The 25,344-nt window shown below is 37.1% G+C and carries 19 protein-coding genes; all 19 read right to left on the bottom strand.

Features of this window, described 5'->3' with window-relative positions:
• Window positions 1-67: 67 nt before the first annotated feature.
• The 19 genes from queC to WMO42_RS12045 all read right to left on the bottom strand — a co-directional run bounded on the left by queC (window position 68) and on the right by WMO42_RS12045 (window position 25,309).
• On the bottom strand, window positions 68-745 hold the full coding sequence (queC, locus tag WMO42_RS11955) for a 7-cyano-7-deazaguanine synthase QueC (protein WP_349192362.1): 678 nt from the start codon (window positions 743-745) through the stop codon (window positions 68-70).
• Window positions 711-1,298 carry a GTP cyclohydrolase I FolE gene (folE, locus tag WMO42_RS11960; RefSeq protein ID WP_318255749.1) on the bottom strand — a complete coding sequence of 196 codons (588 nt, stop codon included), beginning with the start codon at window positions 1,296-1,298 and terminating at the stop codon, window positions 711-713. Before folE ends, queC begins: the two co-directional genes overlap by 35 nt.
• Window position 1,299: 1 nt before the next feature.
• Window positions 1,300-2,043 carry a radical SAM protein gene (locus WMO42_RS11965; protein ID WP_090139815.1) on the bottom strand — a complete coding sequence of 248 codons (744 nt, stop codon included), beginning with the start codon at window positions 2,041-2,043 and terminating at the stop codon, window positions 1,300-1,302.
• A gap of 83 nt (window positions 2,044-2,126) precedes the next feature.
• A complete protein-coding gene (gene queD / locus WMO42_RS11970) occupies window positions 2,127-2,549 on the bottom strand; it encodes a 6-carboxytetrahydropterin synthase QueD (protein WP_090139777.1) in 423 nt (140 codons plus the stop codon).
• A gap of 242 nt (window positions 2,550-2,791) precedes the next feature.
• The gene (locus tag WMO42_RS11975) at window positions 2,792-3,559 is read right to left on the bottom strand and encodes an ECF transporter S component (protein ID WP_022502121.1); all 768 of its coding nucleotides are present in this window, start codon (window positions 3,557-3,559) and stop codon (window positions 2,792-2,794) included.
• 168 nt (window positions 3,560-3,727) lie between these two features.
• Window positions 3,728-4,735, bottom strand: coding sequence for a hypothetical protein (locus WMO42_RS11980; protein ID WP_055174337.1), 1,008 nt, complete (start codon window positions 4,733-4,735; stop codon window positions 3,728-3,730).
• A 216-nt stretch (window positions 4,736-4,951) separates the two neighbouring features.
• On the bottom strand, window positions 4,952-6,397 hold the full coding sequence (locus tag WMO42_RS11985) for a carbon starvation CstA family protein (protein WP_055306080.1): 1,446 nt from the start codon (window positions 6,395-6,397) through the stop codon (window positions 4,952-4,954).
• A gap of 218 nt (window positions 6,398-6,615) precedes the next feature.
• Complete coding sequence (locus WMO42_RS11990; RefSeq protein ID WP_090139778.1) at window positions 6,616-11,001, bottom strand: acyl-CoA dehydratase activase; 4,386 nt, start codon at window positions 10,999-11,001, stop codon at window positions 6,616-6,618.
• A gap of 41 nt (window positions 11,002-11,042) precedes the next feature.
• Window positions 11,043-11,777, bottom strand: coding sequence for an HAD hydrolase-like protein (locus WMO42_RS11995; RefSeq protein ID WP_055174202.1), 735 nt, complete (start codon window positions 11,775-11,777; stop codon window positions 11,043-11,045).
• Window positions 11,778-11,872: 95 nt separating this feature from the next.
• Window positions 11,873-13,450 (bottom strand): SPFH domain-containing protein, encoded by a 1,578-nt coding sequence (locus tag WMO42_RS12000; RefSeq protein ID WP_022502126.1) that lies wholly within the window; start codon window positions 13,448-13,450, stop codon window positions 11,873-11,875.
• A 33-nt stretch (window positions 13,451-13,483) separates the two neighbouring features.
• The gene (locus WMO42_RS12005) at window positions 13,484-14,050 is read right to left on the bottom strand and encodes a hypothetical protein (RefSeq protein ID WP_022502127.1); all 567 of its coding nucleotides are present in this window, start codon (window positions 14,048-14,050) and stop codon (window positions 13,484-13,486) included.
• 163 nt (window positions 14,051-14,213) lie between these two features.
• The gene (locus WMO42_RS12010; protein ID WP_055306082.1) at window positions 14,214-15,380 is read right to left on the bottom strand and encodes a peptidylprolyl isomerase; all 1,167 of its coding nucleotides are present in this window, start codon (window positions 15,378-15,380) and stop codon (window positions 14,214-14,216) included.
• Window positions 15,381-15,432: 52 nt separating this feature from the next.
• Window positions 15,433-17,385: an NAD(+) synthase gene (locus WMO42_RS12015; protein WP_116443815.1), complete on the bottom strand. Its 1,953-nt coding sequence runs from the start codon at window positions 17,383-17,385 to the stop codon at window positions 15,433-15,435.
• A gap of 133 nt (window positions 17,386-17,518) precedes the next feature.
• Window positions 17,519-17,794 (bottom strand): hypothetical protein, encoded by a 276-nt coding sequence (locus tag WMO42_RS12020; protein WP_022502130.1) that lies wholly within the window; start codon window positions 17,792-17,794, stop codon window positions 17,519-17,521.
• 153 nt (window positions 17,795-17,947) lie between these two features.
• A complete protein-coding gene (locus tag WMO42_RS12025) occupies window positions 17,948-18,676 on the bottom strand; it encodes an ECF transporter S component (protein WP_022502131.1) in 729 nt (242 codons plus the stop codon).
• A gap of 44 nt (window positions 18,677-18,720) precedes the next feature.
• A complete protein-coding gene (locus WMO42_RS12030) occupies window positions 18,721-19,074 on the bottom strand; it encodes a PAS domain-containing protein (RefSeq protein ID WP_022502132.1) in 354 nt (117 codons plus the stop codon).
• Between the two features lie 110 nt (window positions 19,075-19,184).
• Window positions 19,185-21,836, bottom strand: a complete 2,652-nt coding sequence (locus tag WMO42_RS12035; RefSeq protein ID WP_349192367.1) for a valine--tRNA ligase — start codon at window positions 21,834-21,836, stop codon at window positions 19,185-19,187.
• Window positions 21,837-21,986: 150 nt separating this feature from the next.
• Window positions 21,987-22,331 (bottom strand): hydrogenase maturation nickel metallochaperone HypA, encoded by a 345-nt coding sequence (locus tag WMO42_RS12040; protein ID WP_055306085.1) that lies wholly within the window; start codon window positions 22,329-22,331, stop codon window positions 21,987-21,989.
• Between the two features lie 230 nt (window positions 22,332-22,561).
• Entirely contained in the window at window positions 22,562-25,309 is a 2,748-nt protein-coding gene (locus WMO42_RS12045; RefSeq protein WP_022502135.1) for an FAD-dependent oxidoreductase, read from the bottom strand.
• Window positions 25,310-25,344 lie beyond the last annotated feature (35 nt).

A 25,344-nucleotide genomic window follows, 5' to 3' on the forward strand; every position in this document is an offset into this window, starting at 1 on the left:
TTGTTGTTAGCACTGTCAACAGGTGAGTGCTAATTATTTTATAAAAAATATATAAACCCTGCGTTTTTTATAACGCAGGGTCTTTTACTCCATTAGCCTCAAATGCCTTAGCTCTGTCTATACACGTTCCACACACGCCGCAAGGCTTATCTGCTCCTTCATAACAGCTCCATGTATATTCATAAGGGACTTTTAAATCAAGTCCGATTTTTACAACTTGTGATTTTGTCTTATTAATAAATGGAGCTTCTATCTTTAACTGCTTACCACTTCCAAGATATATCGCTTCATTCATTGCCTTGTTAAATTCATCACTACAATCAGGATATGCACTTCCTACCGCGTCATCACTGTGTGCCCCATAATATATAACCTCACACCCTTTAGAAAGTGCTATGCTTGCCGCACTTGAAAGGAACAAGCCATTGCGAAACGGAACATAAGTTGACACAGGACTTCCGTTAGTCTTTTTAATCTGTTCTGCATAAGACTCCTCTGGTATCTCTTTATCAGAATGTGCAAGCAATGAACAATCACTATACTGGAATATCTTTTCAAGATCCAATGATATATGCTCAACACCATAATATTCAGTTACCTTATCAGCTGACTCAATTTCCTTTGTGTGCCTTTGTCCATAATATATTGACAGTGCCACAACATTTTCCGCACCATACTTATCGACTGCTATTCCAAGGCACGTTGTACTATCAACGCCACCACTGCATAAAACCATTGCTTTCATTAGAAAACCTCCCTCTTAATGTCTGTGTATATGTTTTTGTGTTGGTCTTTTTTATTCCTCTTGCTGTCATACAGCTGTGACAGCCCTCTATGAATACAGCAACATCTTCTGAACCTGTTACTTTGCATATTACATCTGCTATGTCTGAACCTATACGTTCCTGTAACTGCAATCTCTTTCCTACCATATCAGCTATTCTAGCTATCTTGCTAAGACCTATAACCCTGCCTTTAGGAACATATGCTACTGTCACTTTCATATCGTACATAAGTGCAATATGATGTTCGCAATAGCTGAATATATCTATATCTTTTACAACTACCATATCACCGTATCTTGATGTGCCCTCGTCATCCACATCTTCTGCAAATGTCTTATCAAACATATCCGCTATTTCATCATTAGAATACTTCATTCCTTCAAAGACTTCTTCATACATTCTTGCAACTCTGTCAGGTGTTTCTTTCAGTCCTTCTCTGTCCGGATCATCTCCTAATGCCTCAAGAATTCCTCTTATATGAAATCTTATAGCTTCTGAATCTATTTGTTTCAATTTATACTCCTTTCTTATCTGGCGACCAGATGAATTTGTGGAGCTGGAGCTGTACTCTTGCCCCATTAATCAAATTATCCTTCATAAAATCCACGATTGTTACAGGTTCAATCTTTCCAAATACAGGACTAAAATATACATAGCATTTTTCTGTAAGATTATATTGTCTTATTATTTCTAATGCTCTCTTTAAATCTTCTTCACTGCTTACAACAAATTTAACAGTGTCCTGACTTTGAAGGTTGTTAAAATTATCAAGCTTCATATATTGTTCCATATTGCTTCCAGCAAGCTTGTAATCTGCTGTCATTGATAATCTTTCCATTTCATCGTTAACCTTATCATAAATATCGTTTATGACCTGACCATTCATAGCTGTAGTAAGGTTATCCTTAACATTTTCTCTTACCTTATTAATATCAATGCTTCCATTGGTTTCTATCTCAACATTTCTGCCACTAATCAGAAGCTGTGCTATAAGCTTGTCTATCCCTGCCTGAATAAGCGGTTCTCCACCTGTAAGTGTAACATTGTCAATCTTAACATCTTCCACTGCCTTAACAATATCAGACACACTCATCTTAGCTGCCTTAGCATTAACATCATTTGCCCATCTGGTATCACAGTAACTGCAGTCAAGATTACAACCTCTGAACCTTACAAATACAGCAAGTTCTCCTGCTCTTACACCTTCTCCGTTAATGCTAGCAAAATGTTCTACGACATTAAATATCTGTTCGCTCATATGTTCCTCATTTCTGTATATATTATATTTATGTATATACATCTAATCCTATTTCTGCGTACCTTGCATTTATGTATATACGTCTAATCCTGTGTATAAGAGGCAGCATTATTTGGTGTCTCATAAACAGTTATCTGTTTCACCCTGTATCCTCTGCCGATCATTTTATCATAAAAATATTTCGCCATATTCTCTGCTGTTGGTCTGAAAGTAAACTGTATTATCCTGAAATTCTCATCCTGTAAAGCCTTCAGTGTTGTTTCCTTTAAACTGCCAGTTTCTATAATAAGGCAATGGTCTAAGTAATCTACGATTTCCTTTAAATCTTTCTTTAAATCTCCAAAGTCAACATACATTCCTCTGTTCTGTCCTGTTGTTTCAAGTTCATCACTTGATACCTCTGCTACAACTCTCCAGCGGTGTCCGTGTATGTTACTGCATTTGCCCTCATAGCCGTATAAGAAATGTGCGGCATCGAAGCTGTGTTCTGTTTTTAATGTGTACATATCTGCTCCTTAGATTTTCTATCAAAATTTCCTATTAAATAAAATGGCGTGCCAGTTACCTCACAACTGACACGCCATTTTAATGGTTCTATCTGATCACAACGCATATTATCATACATTGCATATTATACAGATTTTAAGTTTTGAAGCCCTGGTTTTATTTTAAGACAGGATGGTACAAACGAACTGTCTTTTATTATTCATACGAAAGAATAACAGAATTATTATCTGTTGTCAACATTTTATAAATCTCTTAACATATCTGTCTTCTTCATAACTGGTCTTAAGGCAATATAAAGTATTGAAGCTACAATTACTGCTATAATAGCATTAACTGTTGTTGTTATCGCACCAATCTTTGCAAGTGCCTTAGCTAAATCCTGAGGTACTCCAAGAAGATATGTCTTGTAGAAGTAACCAACTACAGGGTCTGCCACAATATTGAAAGCCATACCGCATATGCTTGAAACTATTGTTGCTACAGTAATATACTTAGCAGAATGCTCCTTTGATATCTTGAATAACTTATGTGCTACAAATCCTACAATAAGACCAATGCATAATTTTAATATAAATGTCTTAGGTGCACTTGTAACATAGGCTGTTGTAAGATCACTTATTGTCATACCCACAGCTCCTGCAAGACCGCCCCATGTACCGCCTATAAGTAATGCTGCAAGAACGCAGAATACATTACCAAAATGAAACATAGTTCTCTCTGTTCCTACCGGAATATCAATCTTAATAAATGTTGCACCAACATAACATAATGCTGCACAAAGTGCTGCCTGTGCTATAACTTTGGCATCAACCGGCTTTTTCTCTGACTTGCAGAATGTATTATATAAGCCCGAGATTAATACTACTGCACCAATTATTGTGACGAGTAATGAAAATGCATATGCTTTATTACCCTTTACAACATATGTATTAACACAAAGCACAATACCGATAATCATAATAACTGCACCGATAACAGCCTGAATAATACTTTTTGATTTTTCTTTCATAAAGTCCTCCAATCTGGTATGCAATATATATTAATCTGCATACGAGTCATTAGTAATAATTAACAGCTAAAACATACATATCTTGTATGTATTAATTGTTATTATGAAAGAATAATCTTTTATAGGCATTATTAAAAGTGTCAATCTAATATTAATTTATAAGGTCAGTTACTGATACTCCCTTACTAAGAACATTGGCTTTATAGCCATTATCTCATCATATTCTTCCTGTTCAACTGCAACACTTGAATTAAGTGCCTTTAAATCGCTCTTTAATACTTCGAGTGCTTCATCCGCTTTTACTGCTCTGCCTTCCTCAATAATATCAATCATTCTCTTAAGAACAACTGGATGAGCATACCACGCTGGAATTGGGAAGTCTGGATAATTGTGTATATATTCTTCCATATCCTCAACCGCACTCATAAGGTGGCTCTCTATGTATTTCTTATTATTCTTCGCTGTTGGAAGTACATTGGCACTTGAAAAAAGGAATATTGCCGCAAGTCCAAATAATAAGAAATATACAGCAAAACCGGCGTGTGTTATAAGAGCAAATATTCCATATATAAGAGCTGCTGCCCCAAGAAGTGTTATACTGAGTGCAACCCATTTGTAAGCAGGATTGCTTCTGTCATATACTCTCTTTCTCTTAGCTCCTGCACTTAACTGTATGCTTAACTCCTCATTACGGTTAAGATATTCCATACAGTTATTAAGCACTGCTACATTTGCCTTAGCTTCTTTACTGATTGCTACTGCTTTCTTCTGTTCTTTAAGTCTTTCTTTTTGTTTAAGACGTTTCTCAGCTTCTTCACTGTGAAGTCTTATATACGGGTGTGTCTGTTTAATATATGCAAGAAGAGAATCTACATTTTCTTCAAACTTGAAATTACACTGCTTCTCTTCTCCGTTATCATACTCAACAACAAGATAAGGAATTGTTGCAAATAATCCTTTGCCAGTAAATCCTCCTTTACTCATAGCAACTCTCTTAAATATTCTTTTAACATTGGACAGTGGAATATAATATCTCCTGTCAAAATAAAAGCTATTAAGATATATAGCCTTTTCGCCAACACCACAGGGACCAAACTTTCTACAATTCTTTCTGTCTTTTACAAGCTCTTCCTTGCTAAGTGTTGTTCTGGATAAACAATGCGGCTTAAAAAGCATAGCAATCAACTCCTTTTCAACAATATCATTATAATTATGATACAAATACATTATAATACAATTCATATTTAATAATAATTCACTTCATCTTCTGCACTCATATCATAATATATAAAAGGAGGGAATATATCCTGAGGACTTCCCTCCTTTTATTCTAATAAGCTAACCTGCTTCATATGGCTGCTTATCATTATATTCTATTACTACTGTTATGTATTAAGCAGCTTCCTTTGTATGCTTTCTTGTTGCATACATAAATATTCCAAAGAATACTGCGGCAATTATAATACCGGCTGGGTAAGCGACCTTTGTACCAAGGTTAAGACACTCTTTTGCATAGAAGAAATATGTCATTGAAACAGCACTCATAAATGTTGCAGGAACTGCTGTAATCCAGTAATTCTTCTTTTCCTTGAATAAGAACATACTAGCTGTCCAGAGAACTATCATAGCAAGTGTCTGGTTAGTCCAACTGAAGTATCTCCATATAATTGTGTAATCAAGGTGTCCAACAAATGCACCAACTGCAAGTAATGGAACACAAAGCATAAGTCTCTTAGAGTACTTACCCTGATCAATCTTGAACCAGTCTGCAAGTACAAGTCTTGCACTTCTGAAAGCTGTATCACCAGATGTGATAGGGCATACAATAACACCTATCATAGCAAGTGCAACACCAACACCACCCATTGTCTTTGAGCATACATCATATATAGCTGCTGACTGTCCATTGGCAAGTATTGCACTTAAGCCTGTGCTTAAACCATCTGTTACTTCATAGATTGAACAGCCTGCTGCTGCCCATATTAAAGCGATAATACCTTCGGCAACCATTGCACCATAGAATACGAAATGTCCCTGCTTCTCTGACTTCATACAACGAGCCATAAGAGGTGACTGTGTTGCGTGGAAACCTGATATAGCACCACAGGCAACTGTTATGAACATTACACTCCATATTGGAGTTGCCTTAGGATGCATATTAGTGAAGTGTGACCATATCTCTGGTATCTGGTACTGTGAGTGAGTAAATATACCAAGTGCAACACCAAGTGCCATAATGATAAGACATATACCAAATAATGGATAAATACGTCCGATAATCTTATCAATTGAAATAAATGTTGCAATGAAATAGTATGCAAGAATTATCCATAACCAGAATTCTGTACTGGTAACAATTCCTGATACGTTACCATTCTTGAAAAGAGTTACAATAAGTCCAGCAGGACCTACTGCGAATACTGTACCAACCATAACAAGAAGTACAACACTGAATACTCTCATTACATTCTTCATAAATCCGCCAAGGTATATACCACATACCTCTGAGATTGATGCACCATCATTACGTTCTGATAACATACCTGAGAAATAATCGTGTACACCACCAGCGAAGATAGTACCAAATGTAATCCATAAGAATACAACCGGGCCCCATAAAGCACCCTGCATAGCTCCGAATATTGGTCCTAAACCTGCAATATTCAAAAGCTGTACTAAAAACAGTTTCCATTGTGGCATTACTACATAGTCAACGCCATCATTAATCTTAACTGCTGGAGTTTCTCTGTCGTCTGGTGCAAATGTATTCTCTACAACTTTACCATACACAAAGTAACCGCCAATTAAAAGAAACAAGCAAATGAAAAAACTAATCATAACCTTGTCCTCCTTTACTTTAGAATAAAATATTTAACTTATCACAGTACTGTTCCGTTAGCTTTATTATAGTATAATTAATAAAAATTTCAACTTTGAAAATAAAAAAAATGTGCCAAAAAAGCCTGGCACATTTTAGTATTTATTAACAAATTTTATTTATTTTTTATATTTCTTTTTGAATAACATTGACAAATCATCGTTTGTGTATCTCAACATCAGCTATTCATAATCATCATCTGCATTCTGTTTTCAACGTTAGCATAGCTTGTATCAGGGTCAAGATCAAGAGGCAGAATTGTAACATTTGGGTAGTCTTCTTTTATTCTCTTTATTACCCCTCTTCCGCATATATGATTAGGCAGACAGCCAAAAGGCTGTAATATAATAAATGACTTTACGCCTTCCTTAGCATAATGTACAATCTCTGCTGCCATAAGCCAGCCCTCACCACAGCTTAGGGTTTCAGGAATTATATTTTTAACTCCCTGATACATATCCCTTGGTCTTAATGCCTTTTTGTACAAAGGATGAAGAACAGCCGTCTTCTCCAACGACTTCTGGACGTGGTCAAACAGCCAGTCAACAGCAAATGGATATGGGAATATATTTGCATTATAATCCTTTATCTCAGCCATAGATGCAAGAAAATCTTTTCTTAGCTGGTCTGTTATTCTTGGGAATATAGTTTCCATTCCATTTTCTTCCATATATCTTTCAATATTAAAGTTAGAGCCTGAATGATATGTAACAAGCAGTTCTCCTGTTATGAATACTTTAGGCTTTAAATGGCTTCTGTCATAAGGTATCGCCGCCATATCCTTCATTCCCTGTTCAAATGCTTTTCTTGCACTTCCAATTCCAGATTTAATAGCCTGTGAAAGATTATCAACACACTGCTGGTATACCCTGTCTGTTTCGCCTTTATTAATCTCATAAGGACGTGTCTTTCTGCATACATCAGTAAGCATATCAAGCATCATAAATGACCATACAGCCTCTAATACCGCACTAACTCCAAGTAAGAATACACCTGGGTGATTTCTTTTAGTATCATTAACATCAGTTGTAAGAATTGGCACATTACTAAAGCCTGCAGAATCAAGTCCTTTTCTAAGAAGTCCTGCGTAATGTGACATACGACAGTCACACTGGAATTTAACCATTCCAACGGCAACCTCGTCCTGATTATAACCGCCGCGTTTTAATTCACCTATAAGCTCTCCTATAACCATCTGGGCTGGGAAACATATATCATTATGTACATATTTCTTTCCAAGCTTAATCTGCTCTGTTGAACCTATTGGTATTCTCTTAACTTTGAAATTCTCTTTTTCCAATATACCCTCAAGAATTTTAGAAACCTCAACTGATATATTAGGCACAAGAATAGTTCTTATCTTCTTATCTTTCCTATAGAACTTGGCAGGACTTGGCTCTTTAAGCTCCTCATACATATGCTTCTTTATGAATTCTTCATCTTTAATCCCACGTCTTATCTGTACAGACTTTATAAACGACTGTATTCTTATTCCAAGTGCTCCTGTCGCATCACTTTCATCAACTTTTAGAATAAGGGGCGGCTTATGTCCGCTCTCATTCATTATTCTTATAATCTCATCTGAAAGTATTGCATCATGTCCACAGCCAAAACTTACAATCTGCACATATTCAAGCTCTGGTGTCTTAGCTGCTATCATCGCCGCTGACAACATTCTTGTATGGAAATTATTGGTTATCTCTGCCCTTGTATTAGAAAGCACCTGCTCATTAAGCTTGTCAAGACCATCAACAGGAATAACAGCAATTCCTTTCTTTGCAAGCATTTTCGATATATTCTTGCTTACAAATGGGTCTGTATGATATGGTCTTCCTGCAAGCACAACAGCAAATGTATTATTCTTCTTAGCATTATCAATAGCCATATTGCTAAGTCTTATAAGTTCACCCTTAAATCCATTTCTTGCATCTGCTGCCTGTCTATAAGCTTCCTCTGCCTCACTCTTTGATACTGAAAGTTCATTGACAGCATATTCTATTATCTGGTGTCTTCTGTCTTTCTTTGAGAACCAGTGGAATATAGGTGTATCAAACTTAACCCCGTACTGTTTCTCTGGGTTCTGTGAGTTTCTTACAACCATAGGATATCCCATAACAACAGAACACACATAAGGACTCAGCTTATCAGTTCCTTCTGGTGGCATATGCATAACATATGGCATAAATATTCTATCAACATTCTGGCTGGCAAGATCCTCTATATGTCCGTGGACAAGCTTTGCCGGAAAACATATTGTATCTGAAGCTACATATTTAAGCCCTTTCTCATACATTTTCCTGTTGCTTTTATGAGAAAGCTTGACATTATAACCCAATGCCTTAAAAAATGTTGTCCAGAACGGCATACTGTCAAAGAATTCAAGCACTCTTGGTATTCCGATTGTTATATCCTTGTGCTTTGAAACTTCTTTGTAATCATACGCCTTAAATAGCATTTTCTCACGCATTGCAAACACATCGAGCACGGCGTTCTCTTTGCTGTTTTCTTTAGTATCCTCAAGTACCGCCGCTGTTTCATCAAGTATAAGTCCATTTTCACACCTATTGCCTGTAACCCATCTGCCGCCGTCAGGGAATGTAAGAACATTTCTTAAGCAGTGATTGCCGCAATGCTCACAACGTACTCCCGATTGTGTTGTGTATTCAAATTTCTTCACAGCCTCAAAGCCTATAAATGATGAGCTTTCACCATTCGCATAGCCTTCTTCTTTTATATGTTTCTTGGCTGCAAGTGCCGCACCAAGTGCTCCCATCTCACCTGGGAATGGTGCGAGAGTAACATTCATATCAAGATATTCTTCTATGGCACGAAGAACAGCCCTGTTTCTAAAAGTTCCCCCCTGAACTACTACTTTTTCACCAAGCTCTTTTGTATTGGCAACTCGCACAACCTTAGTGAACACATTTTCAATAATCGAACGGCACAGACCTGCCATAATATCATCAGGGTTCTTGCCATCTCTCTGTTCATTAATTATTGTACTGTTCATAAATACTGTGCATCTGCTTCCTAAATGTGCTGGACTAACTGAGCTGAATGCCCTTTTAGCAATATCCTTAACATCTATGTTTAGATTGGATGCAAAGTTCTCAAGGAATGACCCACAGCCTGATGAACAGGCCTCATTGAGCATAATATTAGTTATTACGCCGTCATTAAGCCATATTGCTTTCATATCCTGACCGCCAATATCCAGCACAAATGTTGTATCAGGATAGAACTTCTGACAACCTGTCGTGTGTGCGACAGTTTCTACTGTATGGTAATCAGCCCTGAATGCCTTGGCAAGAAGATGTTCTCCATAACCTGTTGTTCCCATTCCCCTGCACACAAGCTTAATTCCTTTATCAGCATATTTATCATATATCTTTGTTATACCCTCTTTAACCACTTTTATAGGGTCACCGTGGTTATTAGCGTAAAATGTATCTATAACTTTTTCTTCTTCATCTATAAGCACGAATTTAGATGTTGTACTGCCTGAGTCAATTCCAAGATATACATTCAGTACACCATTCTTAATATGTGGCTCACTCAGCTTATAAAGCTCTTTATCGTGTCTTTGGGTAAACTCTTTATAATCTGCCTCATCTGCAAAGAATGGCTTGCTGACTGCTTTATGCTCTTTTATTAAAGACCTGTCAAAAGTATCAATTCTATTAATAAGCTCGTCAATAGTGACATATGTATCATCATCAAATAAATTATCTATCGCAACTGCTGTTCCATATGCAACTATTGTTTCTGCATGTTGTGGAACTATATAATCCTTATCTGATAGTCCAAGCCTTTCTGCAAATACCCTTATAAGTGTAGAATTAAATGTAAGAGGTCCTCCCTCGAATATTATAGGTGCTTTTAACTCAAGTCCCTGTGACAATCCACCTATTGTCTGCTTGGCTATGGCGTGAAATGTTGACAAAGCAATATCAGCCCTGTCAGCTCCCTGTATTAATAATGGCTGTATATCTGTCTTTGCAAATACACCACATCTTCCTGATATGTCATATACAGTTGTACCTTTTGCCGCAAGGCTCTCAAATTCTTCTGTCTTAACGCCAAGCAGTGTTGCTATCTCGTCTATAAATGCACCCGTTCCGCCTGCACAGCTTCCATTCATACGCATATCAGATGTCATAAGCCTGCCTGTATTATCATCAAAATAAAAGAAGATTACCTTAGCATCCTGTCCACCAAGTTCAATCGCTGTTCGTATATCCGGATACAGTCTTTGTACTGCCGCCGCATTAGCAACAACTTCCTGAATATAATGTATTCCCAATGCCCTGCTCACCGGCTTTCCACCTGAACCGCATACTGCTGCCTTAAAGTTTTTCCCACTAAGGAGCTCCTTTACCTCACTAAGAAGAGTTCTTGCTGTGTCAATCTGCCTTGCGTTATGTCTTACATATTTGGAATACACAACATCATTGGTATTAATATCTGTTATTACAAGCTTAACTGTTGTTGAACCTACATCTATTCCTACCCTTATATCACTATTATCTGATAATCTGTTCTTTACAAGTTCTTCCATCTTCATTGCCTTACCTTTATATATACTTATATATTTATATATATCATTTACATTTCATCAAGTGTAGTAATAATATCCTGCACATTCTCAACTATGTAATCTGCTCCTGCATTCTCAAGCTCATTTTCTTCAGCAAATCCATATCTGACACCGATAGACTCTATTCCGCAGTTCTTAGCTCCAAGAATATCATCTTTTCTGTCACCAATCATAATTGAATCAGCCTTGATATCATTTAAAATATCTGCTGTATCTGATACATTTGTTGTATCCGAAGCATTAGTAATATCCGCGTTATCAGCTTTATTTAGCTTTATAATCTGGTTAAATACCTCATTAATCACATCATCCTTATGTCTTCTTGCACCGCCCTCTAATTCACTTCCTACAGCTATATCAAAATATTGCTCTATATCAAAATACTTAAGTATCGTAGGAACATATATTTCAGGCTTACATGTTGCAAGTGCTGTTATGTAACCTTCTTTCTTTAAACTGCTTAACAGTTCTTTTATTCCATCAAATAATCTGTTCTCATATATTCCTGTATCTTTATATCTTTCCCTGTAATAATTAACCGCCTTTAACGCATCCTCTCTACTTAAGCCGTGAAATTTAGCAAAGCTTTCATCAAGCGGAGGTCCTATATATCTTTTAAGCACTGCCTCGTCATTCTCTGTTATCCCAAGCTTATCAAGTGCATACTGCACACTCTTTGTTATTCCCTCACTTGAATCTGTAAGTGTTCCGTCCAAATCAAATAAAATATATTTCTTTCTCATAGATTATCCTTTCAATTCTTTATATGTTATACAAATACAAAAGAGGTGCACCTTTTACGTCCACCTCTTTTGATAATCAATTATACTATTTTAAATTAATTTGACAACTCTGATTTGTCATTGTTTATAGTAATATTAGAAACTCCGTCTACACCATCAACAGATATATTTCTGTCTGTCTTTGCCTGTATTGTATTAGCTTTCATAACATCTGTTATATCAAAGCCTGTTGTTTCTTTAATAGATTCTATTGTCTTTGCAAGCACCGATGGAACATAACCGCCCATCTGTCCTACACCAGAGCCATTAGAACTATCTGTGCTGTCAATAATTGTAACCTTATCTATGCTCTGAAGCGGCTTAGCTACCTGTTCTGCCATCTGTGGAAGTACCTTTACAAGCATTTCCATCATAGCTGCCTGACCGTACTTCTCATAAGCTTCTGCCTTCTTCTCCATGGCTTCAGCTTCTGCTATACCTTTGGCTTTAGTTGCCTCAGCCTCTGCTATACCTGTCTTAGCAATAGCGTCTGCTTCTGCTTGTGCCTTAATTGCAATCGCTTCTGCTTCTGCCTGTGCTTCAACTTTCTTGGACTCAGCTCTCGCCTGTGCCTGTGCAATCTGACGGTACTTTTCTGCATCTGCATCTGCCATCTGTTTTGCCTTCTCAGCATTAGCTGGTTCAACTATAGTAACCCTTAAACTCTCTTTAGTTCTTTCAGCCTGCTTCTGTGCAAGTTCTATATTCTTCTGCTCTGATGCAATCTGAACCTGAATCTGTGCTTCTGCAATCTCTTTTTGTCTTTGCTGTTTAAGAAGCTCTGCATCCATCTGTGCCTGTATTACATCTTTCTGTGTAATATTAGACTGGATATCGTGTGCTAATTCTGCTTTAGCCTGTGCTGTCTGCTGTTCCTGCATATAATTGGCTTCAAGGACTGCCTTATCCTTAGCCGCCTGAGCTATATCTGCCTCTGCCTTTAACTTGGCTGACTCACCTTCCTGACGTGCCTGTGAAGTCTTAATCTGCATATCTCTTGCAGCTTCTGCCTTCTGGATTTCAGCATCTTTCTTTCTCTGGGCAATCATACCATCACCAAGTGCCTTGATATATCCGTTCTCATCAGATATATCTGTGATAGTGAAGTTCTTAACCTCAAGACCCATATTGCCAAGCTCTGTACCTACAACTTCCTGTACCCTTGAAGAGAATTCTTCTCTCTTCTGATAAAGCTCCTCAACTGTCATAGTTGCAATAATCTCTCGAAGCTTACCTTCAAGAACTGCTATTGCTGTACCCTGAATGTTATCAATAATCTCTTTCTCGTTACGTCCCGTAAACTGTTCAATTGCTGTAAGAATACTGTTCTTTTCATTTCTTACTTTGATAACCGCTGTTGTAATTACACTAATTGGTACACCCTGGCTTGAAAGACTGCTTCGTGTCGCAACACTGAGCGGTATATTTCCAAGCGAAATATAATCAATTCTTTCAAATACTGGAATTACAAGTCCACCACCACCGGTGATGACCCTTTTCTTCATACCAGTTACAACTCCTGCCTTGTCCTGTGGTACTTTTTTCCACATTCTAAGTACAACTGTGAGAATTAATACAATTCCCAGTACTGCAGCTACAATGCCAAATAGACTTGACTCTGTGCCATATCCCATATAAACCTCCATTCTGCCATTCCGGCTTCTGGCTTATCTGCCAGAATATTTATCTTCAAGACGTGATGTGCTCTCTACTATTATATAATCACCATCAAATCTTAAGATATTAACTTCTTTATCCTGCTTAATAGGCTCACCATCTTCTGCCTTGGCAGGATATGTGACATTTGAGCCTGTGCTTAATAATATGCTCACAGCCCCGACACCACCTTTGGGAATTGCATTACTCACTGTTCCCCTGCTTAACAATATTTCACTCTTCTCTGCGGCAAAATTCTCAACCTTTTTCAGTCTTTTAATAATTGACTGTAATATAACAGCACATATGTAGCCTGCCACAATGCCAATCACAATAAGAGCCGGTTCAGAAAGCTTTCCATTAAATATCATTCCTGTACAACCAAATACTAACGCCCATAAACACAGGCTGTTAATTGAAAATGGCAGAAAATCAAGAACCATATCAGAGCCGAATTCTAACTGAAATATATCTATTGATATAAAATCAACAAATCCATCAAACAAATTAAGCACTATACTACAAAATGGAATAAGAATTCCAATTATAATACACGCTATACATATCGTATTAAACATAGAACCTCCCCTCATATAAGGTCAATCCAATCATCTGATTACAACAGTATTTCTTAAATGCAAGGATATTACACCTTTTACATTGTCTTATATTTTATATTGTCTTACGCATATTCAATTTAATTAAAATCTAATATACTTAATCAAAATCTGATATACTTAACTAAAATCTGTTATATATATCCACCTGCATACTGTCAGTTATATTAGAAATATATTCTGAATATTTGTTGTTAAGTACATTTGACGCAATTGTTTCATCTGATGAACCATCATATGACTTATTAATAAAATACAGTACATAATAACAGCCTGATGATGAATTCTCTATAACTGTTACATCGCCAGCCTTTCTGTCATCTGAAAGAAGCCAGTCTGATGTTCCTGTGTCCATATTAGAACTTACTACCTTGCTAAAGAGCGAACCATTGATGTCATCATATTTAGTGTCACCATCATCTGCATATCTCTTACATAAATCATTAAATGCCTGCTCGCTCACAGCTCCTGCCGCAAACTCATCTGCCTTTGCCTTGGCTGCCTGCATCTCACCGTCAGTTGTATCTACAGCTTTTATTGTAAATTCACGATAATCAACCTGATCATATGTATCCTTATGTTCTTCATAATACTGCTTAACTTCATCATCTGTAGCCTTTAAGCTGTCTGTAAGTTCTGTTCTATAAGCATCTGCCTTAAGATATTCCATTAAATAGCTCTTTATATTCTTCTTGGTAGCATAATTACCAAAGTTCTGCTTATAATATGCCTTTTCATCTAATGATGCGGCGGCAGCGGCACTTTCTGCCTGTTCTACAAGCTTGTTGTAATCCTCATCTGCTGTTGTGTATTCGTAATTATTGTCAGCAGCATCCTTTAATAATGCCTTAGTTTCCTTAATTGTATTAACTGCATTATCCGCAAAATAAGCATACCAGGTTCCACCTGTCTGTGAATTAGTCTGTGACTTATCATTCTCAGAGCTTTTATATCCCATATAAGAGAAATAGTCTGCCATTGTCGTATTTCCGTAAAATGTCTGTGATAACAGTGCATTTTTAGAAATATTATAATACATATCAAATTCTATCTGGCTTATATTCTCTGAATCAACTTTTATAAACTTGTTATGTATTCTTGAATATCTTGTTCCCAATGTTATTACTAAAGCTAATACTATTCCAGCAAGAACGCCAATTCCTACAACCTTAAATATAAAGCTTTCTCTTTCCTGTTTTCTTTGTTCAGCCTTTCTTTTAGCCATCTTCTTATCGTATTTTGTAACTATCTTCTGTGTGCTGTCATTCTTTGTATTGTTATTGCCAGCCATTTTTAATCCTCCTGATTATTTGATTATTAATATTTATATATATTATTAAATATTATTCAAAGCCATTAGCTTCTTTAATTCTGTCAAGCTTTTCCATCCATGCAGCAGGACTTGCATCACTTGGCATTCTTAAATCTCCTCTTGGAGATACTGCAACCGAACCGACCTTTGGTCCGTCTGGCAGGCAGGAACGCTTGAACTGCTGTGCAAAAAATCTCCAGGTAAATGTTCTTAACCATTTGTATATTACAGCAGGGCTATAATCATTTGCAAATGCAATATTAGCTATTCTGAATAACTTTTCTGGTCCGACTCCAAACCTTAACATATGATACATAAAAAAATCGTGAAGTTCGTATGGACCTACAAGGTCTTCCGTCTTCTGATGTATTGTTCCATCTTCATTAGGTGGAAGAAGCTCTGGACTTACAGGTGTATCTAATACGTCAATAAGCACCTCTGATAATTCTTTATTAGCACAGGTATCAGCATAATATCTTACAAGATGTCTTACAAGTGTCTTTGGAACAGAAGCATTAACTCCATACATTGACATATGGTCGCCGTTGTAAGTTGCCCAGCCTAATGCAAGCTCTGACATATCACCTGTTCCTATTACCATTCCGTTAGTCTGGTTGGCAATATCCATAAGAATCTGTGTTCTCTCTCTTGCCTGTCCATTCTCATATGTTACATTATGAACATCTTCATTATGTCCGATATCTTCAAAATGCTGTCTTACAGACTTCTTTATATTAATCTCTCTTAATGTACAGCCAAGCTTTTCTGTCATCTTAACTGCATTATTATATGTTCTGTCAGTTGTTCCAAAGCAAGGCATCGTAATACAGTTAATGCCATTTCTGTCAAGATTAAGAATATCAAATGCCCTTACAGTTACAAGAAGTGCAAGTGTTGAATCAAGTCCCCCTGATATTCCTATAACTGCACTCTTACAGTTAGTATGCTCTAACCTTTTTTTTAGTCCATATGTCTGTATGTCAAGTATTTCCTCACATCTTGCATCTCTTTCCTTCTTATCATCTGGAACAAATGGTGCTTTATCAAAATATCTTTTTAATTCCAAAGTACGTTTTTTTAATTCAGGGCAGGTAACATATTTATATGCTTCCTTCATATTTTCATCTACATTCACATCAAATGTAGACATTCTTCTTCTTTCCGAACATATTCTGTCAACATCAATATCCGCATACACTGCTTCATTGGTGAACTTCTTAGCCTCTGCAAGCACTGTGCCATTCTCGCATATTAGATTATGTGCACCGAATACTATATCCTGTGTCGACTCTCCATCACCTGCTGTTGAATAAATGTATCCGCATACAAGTCTTGCCGACTGTCCTTTAACAAGCTCCCTTCTGTAAGCTGACTTTCCTATAGTCTCATTGCTTGCAGAAAGATTGACAATAATTGTCGCTCCGTTAAGTGCGTGTCTTATGCTTGGTGGTGCTGGTGTCCACAAATCTTCACATATCTCAATTGCAAGTTTAACTTTATTACTGCTTCCAAACTGACATATCAGGCTTCCACCAAAATCAACATCTTCTCCATCTATATTAACAGACACATTGCCCTTAAAGCCTTCTTTAAATTGTCTTCTCTCGTAGAATTCCGCATAATTAGGTATATTCATCTTAGGCACAAGTCCAATAATATGTCCATTCATAAGCACTGCCGCCACATTATAAAGCTTTCCCATATACATATATGGAAGTCCGACAACAACAGCCATTCCTTCATACTGTCCGGTATATTTCTTTAAATCAATCAATGAATTATATGCTTCATCTATCAATGTATCCTGTAAGAACAAATCATTGCAAGTATATCCTGTAATACACAATTCAGGAAAGCCTACAATTGCAGCTTTATTATCATATGCTTTAGTGATAAGTTCTTTAATCTGCTCTGTATTATAACGGCAATCTGCAACCTTTATCTTGGGTGTCATTGCCGCAGCTCTTATATATCCATCCTTCACTGGTATAATTCTCCCTTATACAATTTTTAATTAGTATATCAAAACTAACAACTATTTACAACGCAAAAAAGTCCAGAGACCGACATTTATAATGCTGATTACACGTCTGCTGGACTTTTTGACACCGTATTTATTATTCGTGGAATGCTGATGAAATCTCTGTTGCGATTTCCTTCATTCCATTTTCTGCTGTTGACATCATCTCTTTTGCACCAGTTGCCGCTTCTGTCATCATCTCTTTTGCTCCTGTGGCTGCTTCTGTCATAAGATTTTCTACTGTACTCTTGTTATTATTTCCTGAACCAGAATTACTCCCGCTTTCAGAGTCATTCTTTGCTCCACAGCCAACAAGAACTGCCATAACTGTAACCATCATAGCTCCGATAATGAACCATTTTAACTTAGACATAAATCCTCCATTCTTATGCCTGCCGCATAATATTATATTTATGAAATAAACCAATATAAGCGTATACAGCCATTGATAATGGTATCATTAATAATGGTATATACGCTTATATTCATATAATATTATGTCCCTGTTAAAATCTATTATTCATCATCAGGCTTTTAACTGATGACTTAAATACTTGTATAACACAACTGTTATAACGCCGTCAATAACAGCTTTAATCACATTAAATGGTGCAACCGCCAATGCGACAAATGAGAATACATCTTTAATTGAAGCATTAACCTTTGTTCCCATAGCAATCAATGTATCCATAGGAAGACCGTAAAGTTCTGAATACTTAGGAAGCAGATACCACGCATTAAGTGCCATACCAGCTATTACAAGTATTATTCCACCTATTGCAAGTGATACTACAGCCATCTTTCTTGTCTTTTTAATGTGATAAATTATAGAAGCCGGCACAACATACATACAGCCAAGTATGAAGTTAGCAAAATCGCCAACAAATGCTGTTGTAGTTCCTTTCATACAGAAATGAAGTATTACCTTAACTGCTTCTATAACGACTCCTGCACAAGGTCCAAGCATAAATGAACCTATAAGCACAGGCACTTCGCTGAAATCAATCTTATAAAAGCCCGGAGCTATAATTGGAATAGGAAAATCAAAGTACATAAGAATAACTGCTATTGCTGACAGCATAGCCATAATAACTGTTTTATTAACTTTCGTATTCTTTGAAGCGAATTTAACTCCGTTTCTTTTCTCAATAAGCACTTCACTTGCCCTTGCAATCACAAATACTATAATCATAAGAAGAAGTGATATACCTACAAATTCAATATTCTTACGAATGACATCTAGTAAGTTACTCATTATTGTTCTCCACTCTTAAATAATATTTATACATATACCAACAGTTATTTAAGATCCGAAATATTACCTACACTTACACGTAATACTCTGTGTCCTTCAAGAAGCTTATTCTCTATTCTTATGAATACAACAACTCTTATCTTCTTACCTGTCTTAGTCTGAAAATAATGCTCATAGCAGGCATATCTCTGATCAATAAATGTCTCTCGAAGCTCTGTTATTATGCCCTCATAGTCAATATCCGGCACAATATCCTTGAACACAAGACCATTTTTCATATCTTCTTCTGTGTAGCCAAGCATTTTAACAAAACCTTCATCAATCTCAATTATCTTGCCACTTCTCATCTCCATAGCAAAACGTGTAAATGGGAGTTTTCTCATTAAATTATCTGCCATAACTTTTGTCCTCCATAATTATATATTCTGGTCTATTGCTTTTATGTATTTCCAGCTGGGTATTGCATTAATCTTTCCCAGCAGAAAACACATATAACTTTAACTATCAGCTATTTAGAAAGTGTTGCAAGTCTTTCTTCAACCTGTGCAAGCATATTAGAATATTTCTCTAATTTAGCTTTTTCTTCATCTATCTTAGCCTGTGGTGCTTTAGATGTGAACTTCTCATTATTAAGCATACCATTGCAACGGCTGATTTCCTTATGAAGCTTATCTTCTTCTTTCTTTAATCTCTCGATTTCCTTATCAATATCAACAAGCTCTGCAAATGGAATATAGATAACTGCATCTGGAATAACTGTTGATACTGCATCTTCTGGAATACCAGACTTATCAGACTGGATTACAACTTCACTCGCATAACCTAATGTCGCAAAGAATACTTTACCATTAGCGAATATATTTCTAACATTCTCATTCTCTGAAACAATATATACAAGTGCTTTACGACTTGGTGCAACATTCATTTCAGCTCTTAAATTTCTTATATTGCGGACTGCTGTCTTAATTGTTTCGATGGCATTTTCATCTTGTGAATAGTTATTATCTTCTGTGTATACAGGCCATGAACTTATCATAATAGACTCTTCCTCATCCTGAATATTACAGAATATTTCTTCAGTAATAAATGGCATATATGGATGAAGAAGCTTAAGTGCATCTATAAGAACCTTCTTTAATGTCCATATAGCTGCTGTCTTAGTTGTATCCTCGTCATTGTAAAGACGTGGTTTAACCATCTCTATATACCAGTCACAGAATTCTTCCCAGATAAAGTCGTTAAGCTTGGCAACTGCTATACCAAGGTCGTACTTTTCCATATTATCTGTAACTTCTTTAATAAGTGAATTCATCTTTGATAATATCCACTTATCAGCCGCTGTAAGATTAGCCGGCTTCTCATCTGTAGCCTTTATCTTGTTATCCGGGTCATTCATCATTATGAATCTTGAAGCATTCCATACCTTATTAGCAAAGTTACGGCTTGCCTCAACTCTTTCCCAGTAGAAACGCATATCATTACCAGGTGCATTACCCGTGATAAGTGTATATCTTAAAGCATCTGCACCGTACTTATCAATAACTTCAAGTGGGTCTATACCATTTCCAAGTGACTTACTCATCTTACGTCCCTGTGAATCTCTTACAAGTCCGTGGAATAATACCTTGCCAAATGGCTTCTTACCCATCTGCTCATATCCTGAGAATATCATTCTGATAACCCAGAAGAATATAATGTCATATCCTGTTACAAGTACATCTGTAGGATAGAAGTAATCAAGCTCAGGTGTATTATCCGGCCAGCCAAGTGTTGAGAAAGGCCAGAGTGCTGATGAAAACCAAGTATCAAGTGTATCTGGATCCTGTTCCATATTAGAGCTTTTACACTTAGGACATGTACATACCTTATTCTTAGATACTACCATCTCACCACAATCCTTACAGTAGTAAGCAGGTATTCTGTGTCCCCACCATAACTGTCTTGATATACACCAGTCTCTTATGTTATCAGTCCAGTTAAAATATGTCTTATCCATAGAAGCTGGAACAAGTTCAATATCACCATTCTTAACGCCTTCAACTGCTGGCTTGATAAGCTCATCCATCTTAACGAACCACTGCTGTTTAATCATAGGCTCAACTGTTGTCTTACATCTATCGTGTGTACCAACATTATGAACGTGGTCTTCAACCTTAACCAAAAGTCCCTGTGCATCAAGGTCAGCTACCATAGCTTTTCTTGCTTCGTATCTGTCCATACCGGCATACTTTCCGCCAAGATTGTTAATTGTAGCATCATCATTAAGTATGTTAATCTCTGGAAGGTTATGTCTTTTACCAACCTCAAAATCGTTAGGATCGTGAGCCGGAGTAATCTTAACAACACCAGTTCCGAATTCCTTATCAACATAGCTGTCTGCGATAACAGGTATCTTTCTATCTGTAAGTGGAAGGTATACTTCCTTTCCAATAAGATCTGTATATCTTTCATCATCCGGATTAACAGCAAGTGCCGAATCACCAAGAAGTGTCTCTGGACGAGTAGTAGCTATCTCTACATATCTTCCTTCTTCACCAACTACAGGATAATTGATATGCCAGAAATGTCCTGCCTGCTCCTCGTGTTCAACCTCTGCATCTGATATAGATGTGTTACATACAGGACACCAGTTTACAATTCTTGAGCCCTTGTATATAAGACCTTTTTCATATAACTTGCAGAATACTTCAAGAACTGCCTTAGAACAGCCATCATCCATTGTAAATCTTTCTCTGTCCCAGTCACAAGACGAACCAATCTTCTTTAACTGGCTTGTGATGGTTCCGCCATATTCTTTCTTCCATTCCCATGTTCTTTTAAGAAAGCCTTCTCTTCCAAGCTCGTGCTTGTCAATCCCTTCTTCTTTTAAGGCATTGGTTACCTTTACTTCTGTCGAAATACTTGCGTGGTCAGTTCCTGGCACCCATAATGCTTCATATCCCTGCATTCTCTTAAAACGAATAATAATATCCTGCATTGTATTATCAAGTGCGTGACCCATATGCAGCTTTCCTGTAATATTAGGTGGTGGCATTACAATAGTAAATGGTTTCTTATCCCTGTTTACTTCTGCGTGAAAATATTTCTTATCGAGCCACTTCTGGTACAATCTGTCCTCTATCTCTGAGGGATTGTAGTTCTTTTCCAATTCCTTACTCATAGTAGTAATCCTTTCTATATCCTAAGAAAATAATCTATTTAACCGATATAAATTCCGCCATTAATCAGCATAACATATCTTATTATAGCATAATATATTATTTTCTTATAATCTCAATCTGTTTAATCATAATATTACCAGCTAAAAATGTCAACACGCCTCTATTTCTTTGATGTTAAATTCACTTCCCTGCAAAAGATATGTATGTGTACTTCCACATTCAGGACATATCTTTCCATATTTTACCGTTTCATATTCAGCCTTGCAGTCCTCACAGTAAGTAACTGCATTTATCTTCTCTATAACAAGCTCAGAATTCTTTAATAAATCTTCCTTCTTTACCGCCCATTTCCAGCAGTCTGTAAGGTATGAGTCTATTACGGTGGATACTTCGCCAAGTTCTAATACAACTTTAGTTATCTCGGATATTTCATTATTCGCGGCTACTTCTTTTAAATCGTCTATTATGTGAAATACTACGCCTAATTCGTGCATTGAGGTGATTGCTCCTTTCTCTGTGATTTTTCTATCTATACCATAATACACTATAGGATAGAAATAGAACAACCACAATACAATCGCTGCCAAAAGCCGCAAAGGCTGTACAGCCTGATTATATTGCAGTTGTTCTTATCTACATAGGAAATTATCCTTATGTCATTATTACTATAGCTTAATATAATTATTACTAATTATCATTATCTGTTATCCAGCTATAAGGTTGTTTATTTCTTCTTAAACTTAATCTTTATAGCCTGCTTAGCTCCATAAGGAAGTATATACTTAAGCTTGTCTTCACTCTTTCTCATTGTACTACATTCTGGTAAATCCCTGTTAAGGTGTATTGCATCGAATTCACACTTAGTTGTGCATATACCACAGCCAATACATTTGTTAGGGTCTACTACAGAAGCACCACAGCCTAAACATCTTGCTGTCTCTGCTTTAACCTGTTCTTCTGTAAATGTAAGCTTAGCATCTCTGAATGACTTCTTATGGTCAAATGAATTATCTGTTCCAGGTATCTGTCTTGAAGAATTATCATAGCTTTCTACCTTGATGTTATTCTTGTCAAGTTCTATGAAATCCCTTCTGTTACGTCCTATTGTAAGTGAGCTGTGTGGCTGTACATATCTGTGGATTGATATAGCAGCTTCTTTACCAGCCGCAATTGCATCAATAGCAAATCTTGGTCCTGTGTATACATCTCCACCGATAAATACATCTGGATCTGTTGTCTGGTATGTAAGCTTGTCAGCTTTAACTCTTACGCCATCTATCTCAACCTTTGTGCCTTTTAATAAATCGCCCCAGATTGTTGTCTGGCCTATACTTAAGAATACGTGACTGCACTTAACTGTCTTAGTATCATTCTCATCATACTGAGGGTTAAATCTTCCATCTGCATCCTTAACTGATGTACATCTCTTAAGGACAATTCCTGTAACCTTTCCATTTTCTGTAAGGATTTCCTTAGGACCCCAGCCACAGTCAAGCTTAACGCCTTCTTCTACAGCCTCTTCTATTTCTTCTTCTGAAGCTGGCATATTAGCTCTGTCCTCAAGACAGAACATAGATACATTGTAATCACCAACTCTTGTGCTTGTTCTTGCAACGTCAATAGCAACATTACCACCACCGATTACAACAACATCACCTTCAAGTGGGAATTCGTGTGTGCTTCCAGCCTCTTTTAAGAAGTCAACTGCTGACATAACGCCCTTGGCATCTTCGCCTGCAACTCCTGCTTTTCTTGAACCCTGACAGCCTATTGCTATATAAAATGCTTTATAACCCTGCTTCTTTAATTCATCAATAGTGATGTCCTTACCAACTTCAACACCTGTCTTAATGTCAACGCCCATCTGTCGCATAACATCTATCTCAGCCTCAACAACATCTTTTTCAAGCTTAAATGATGGAATACCATATACAAGCATACCACCAGCCTTCTTGTTCTTCTCAAATACAGTTGGCTTGTAACCCTTCTGTGCAAGGTAGAATGCACACGAAAGTCCAGCAGGTCCGCCACCAATAATAGCAATCTTTTCATCAAAATATCCCTTAGTTGCCGGAACTACAGGTTCTGGTATATAACGTGTATCTGCTTTTAAATCCTGCATTGCAATAAACTTCTTAACTTCATCTATTGCAATAGCTTCATCTATTGTTCCTCTTGTACAGGCATCCTCACACCTTCTGTTACATACATGTCCACATACTGCCGGGAATGGATTATCCTTCTTAATAAGTGCAAGTGCATCCTTGTATCTTCCCTGAGCTGCCATCTTAAGATAGCCCTGAACCGCTATATGTGCTGGACAGGCTGTCTTACAAGGTGCTGTACCTGTATCATAACAATTGATACGGTTCTTATCCCTGTAATCTTCTGTCCACATATGTGGTCCCCACTTCTGCTCTGATGGAAGTGGCATTTTAGGATACTTAATCTCGCTTCCGTCCTTAGTACATAACTTCTGTCCAAGCTTTACAGCTCCTGCCGGACAGTATTCAACACACTTGCCACAGGCTACACAGTTCTCTTTAGTTACCTTGGCAACATATGCCGAACGTGACATATTAGGTGTGTTAAATAACTGCGATGTTCTAAGTGCATAACAGACATTAACATTACAGTTACATATAGCAAATATCTTGTCCTGTCCGTCAATATTAGTAATCTGGTGAACAAAACCATTGTCTTCAGCCTTCTTGAATATCTCAAGTGCTTCTTCCTTAGTGATATAATGACCGCCCTTGCCTGTTTCAACAACATAATCAGCCATATCACCAACAGCTATACACCAATCCTCTGGATCATCTGCACAGCCTTCATCATAAGTCTTTCTTGACTTACGGCATGAACATGGGCTTGCTGCATATTTGCCATCATACTTATCAAGCCAGTATGATATCTTCTCTAAAGATATTGCCTCGTTATTCATATCAATAGCTTTCTCTACCGGAATAACGTGCATACCAATTCCTGCACCCCCTGGTGGCACCATAGGAGTAATCTTTTCCAATGGAAGACGGCTCATTCTCTCAAAAAAACGTCCCATCTCTGGATGTTCTTCAAGAACTGTGGAATTCATATTAGTAAATTCAGCACTTCCTGGTACGAACATTGGAAGAACATACTGCTTCTCGTGCTGTGGATTTTCCCAGTTATATTCCAAAAGACCATTAAAAGACATCTGCTCAAGCTGCTTTTCAAGTTCTTTCTCGTCCATTCCTGTAATCTGCACCATCTGCTTAAGTGTCTTAGGTTTACGGACACCCATTTTTAATGCTATATTGGCCTGTTCATCTGTACATATTGGTGCAAGTCCCCAGTATTCCGGACTATCTGCTGTTAATTTCTCAAAGCCAAGCTTAATTGGCACTCTGTCTGTTATCATCTTGCCAAGCTTAAGTATTGGCTCTCTTACCGGAAGTTCCGGATGAGGATTTTTAAATTCTTCTTTACCCATAAATTGTCCTTTCCACCTTATAAAGGCTTTTATCT

Source organism: Lachnospira sp. CLA-JM-H23, assembly GCF_040096425.1.
GTDB lineage: Bacteria > Bacillota > Clostridia > Lachnospirales > Lachnospiraceae > Lachnospira > Lachnospira rogosae.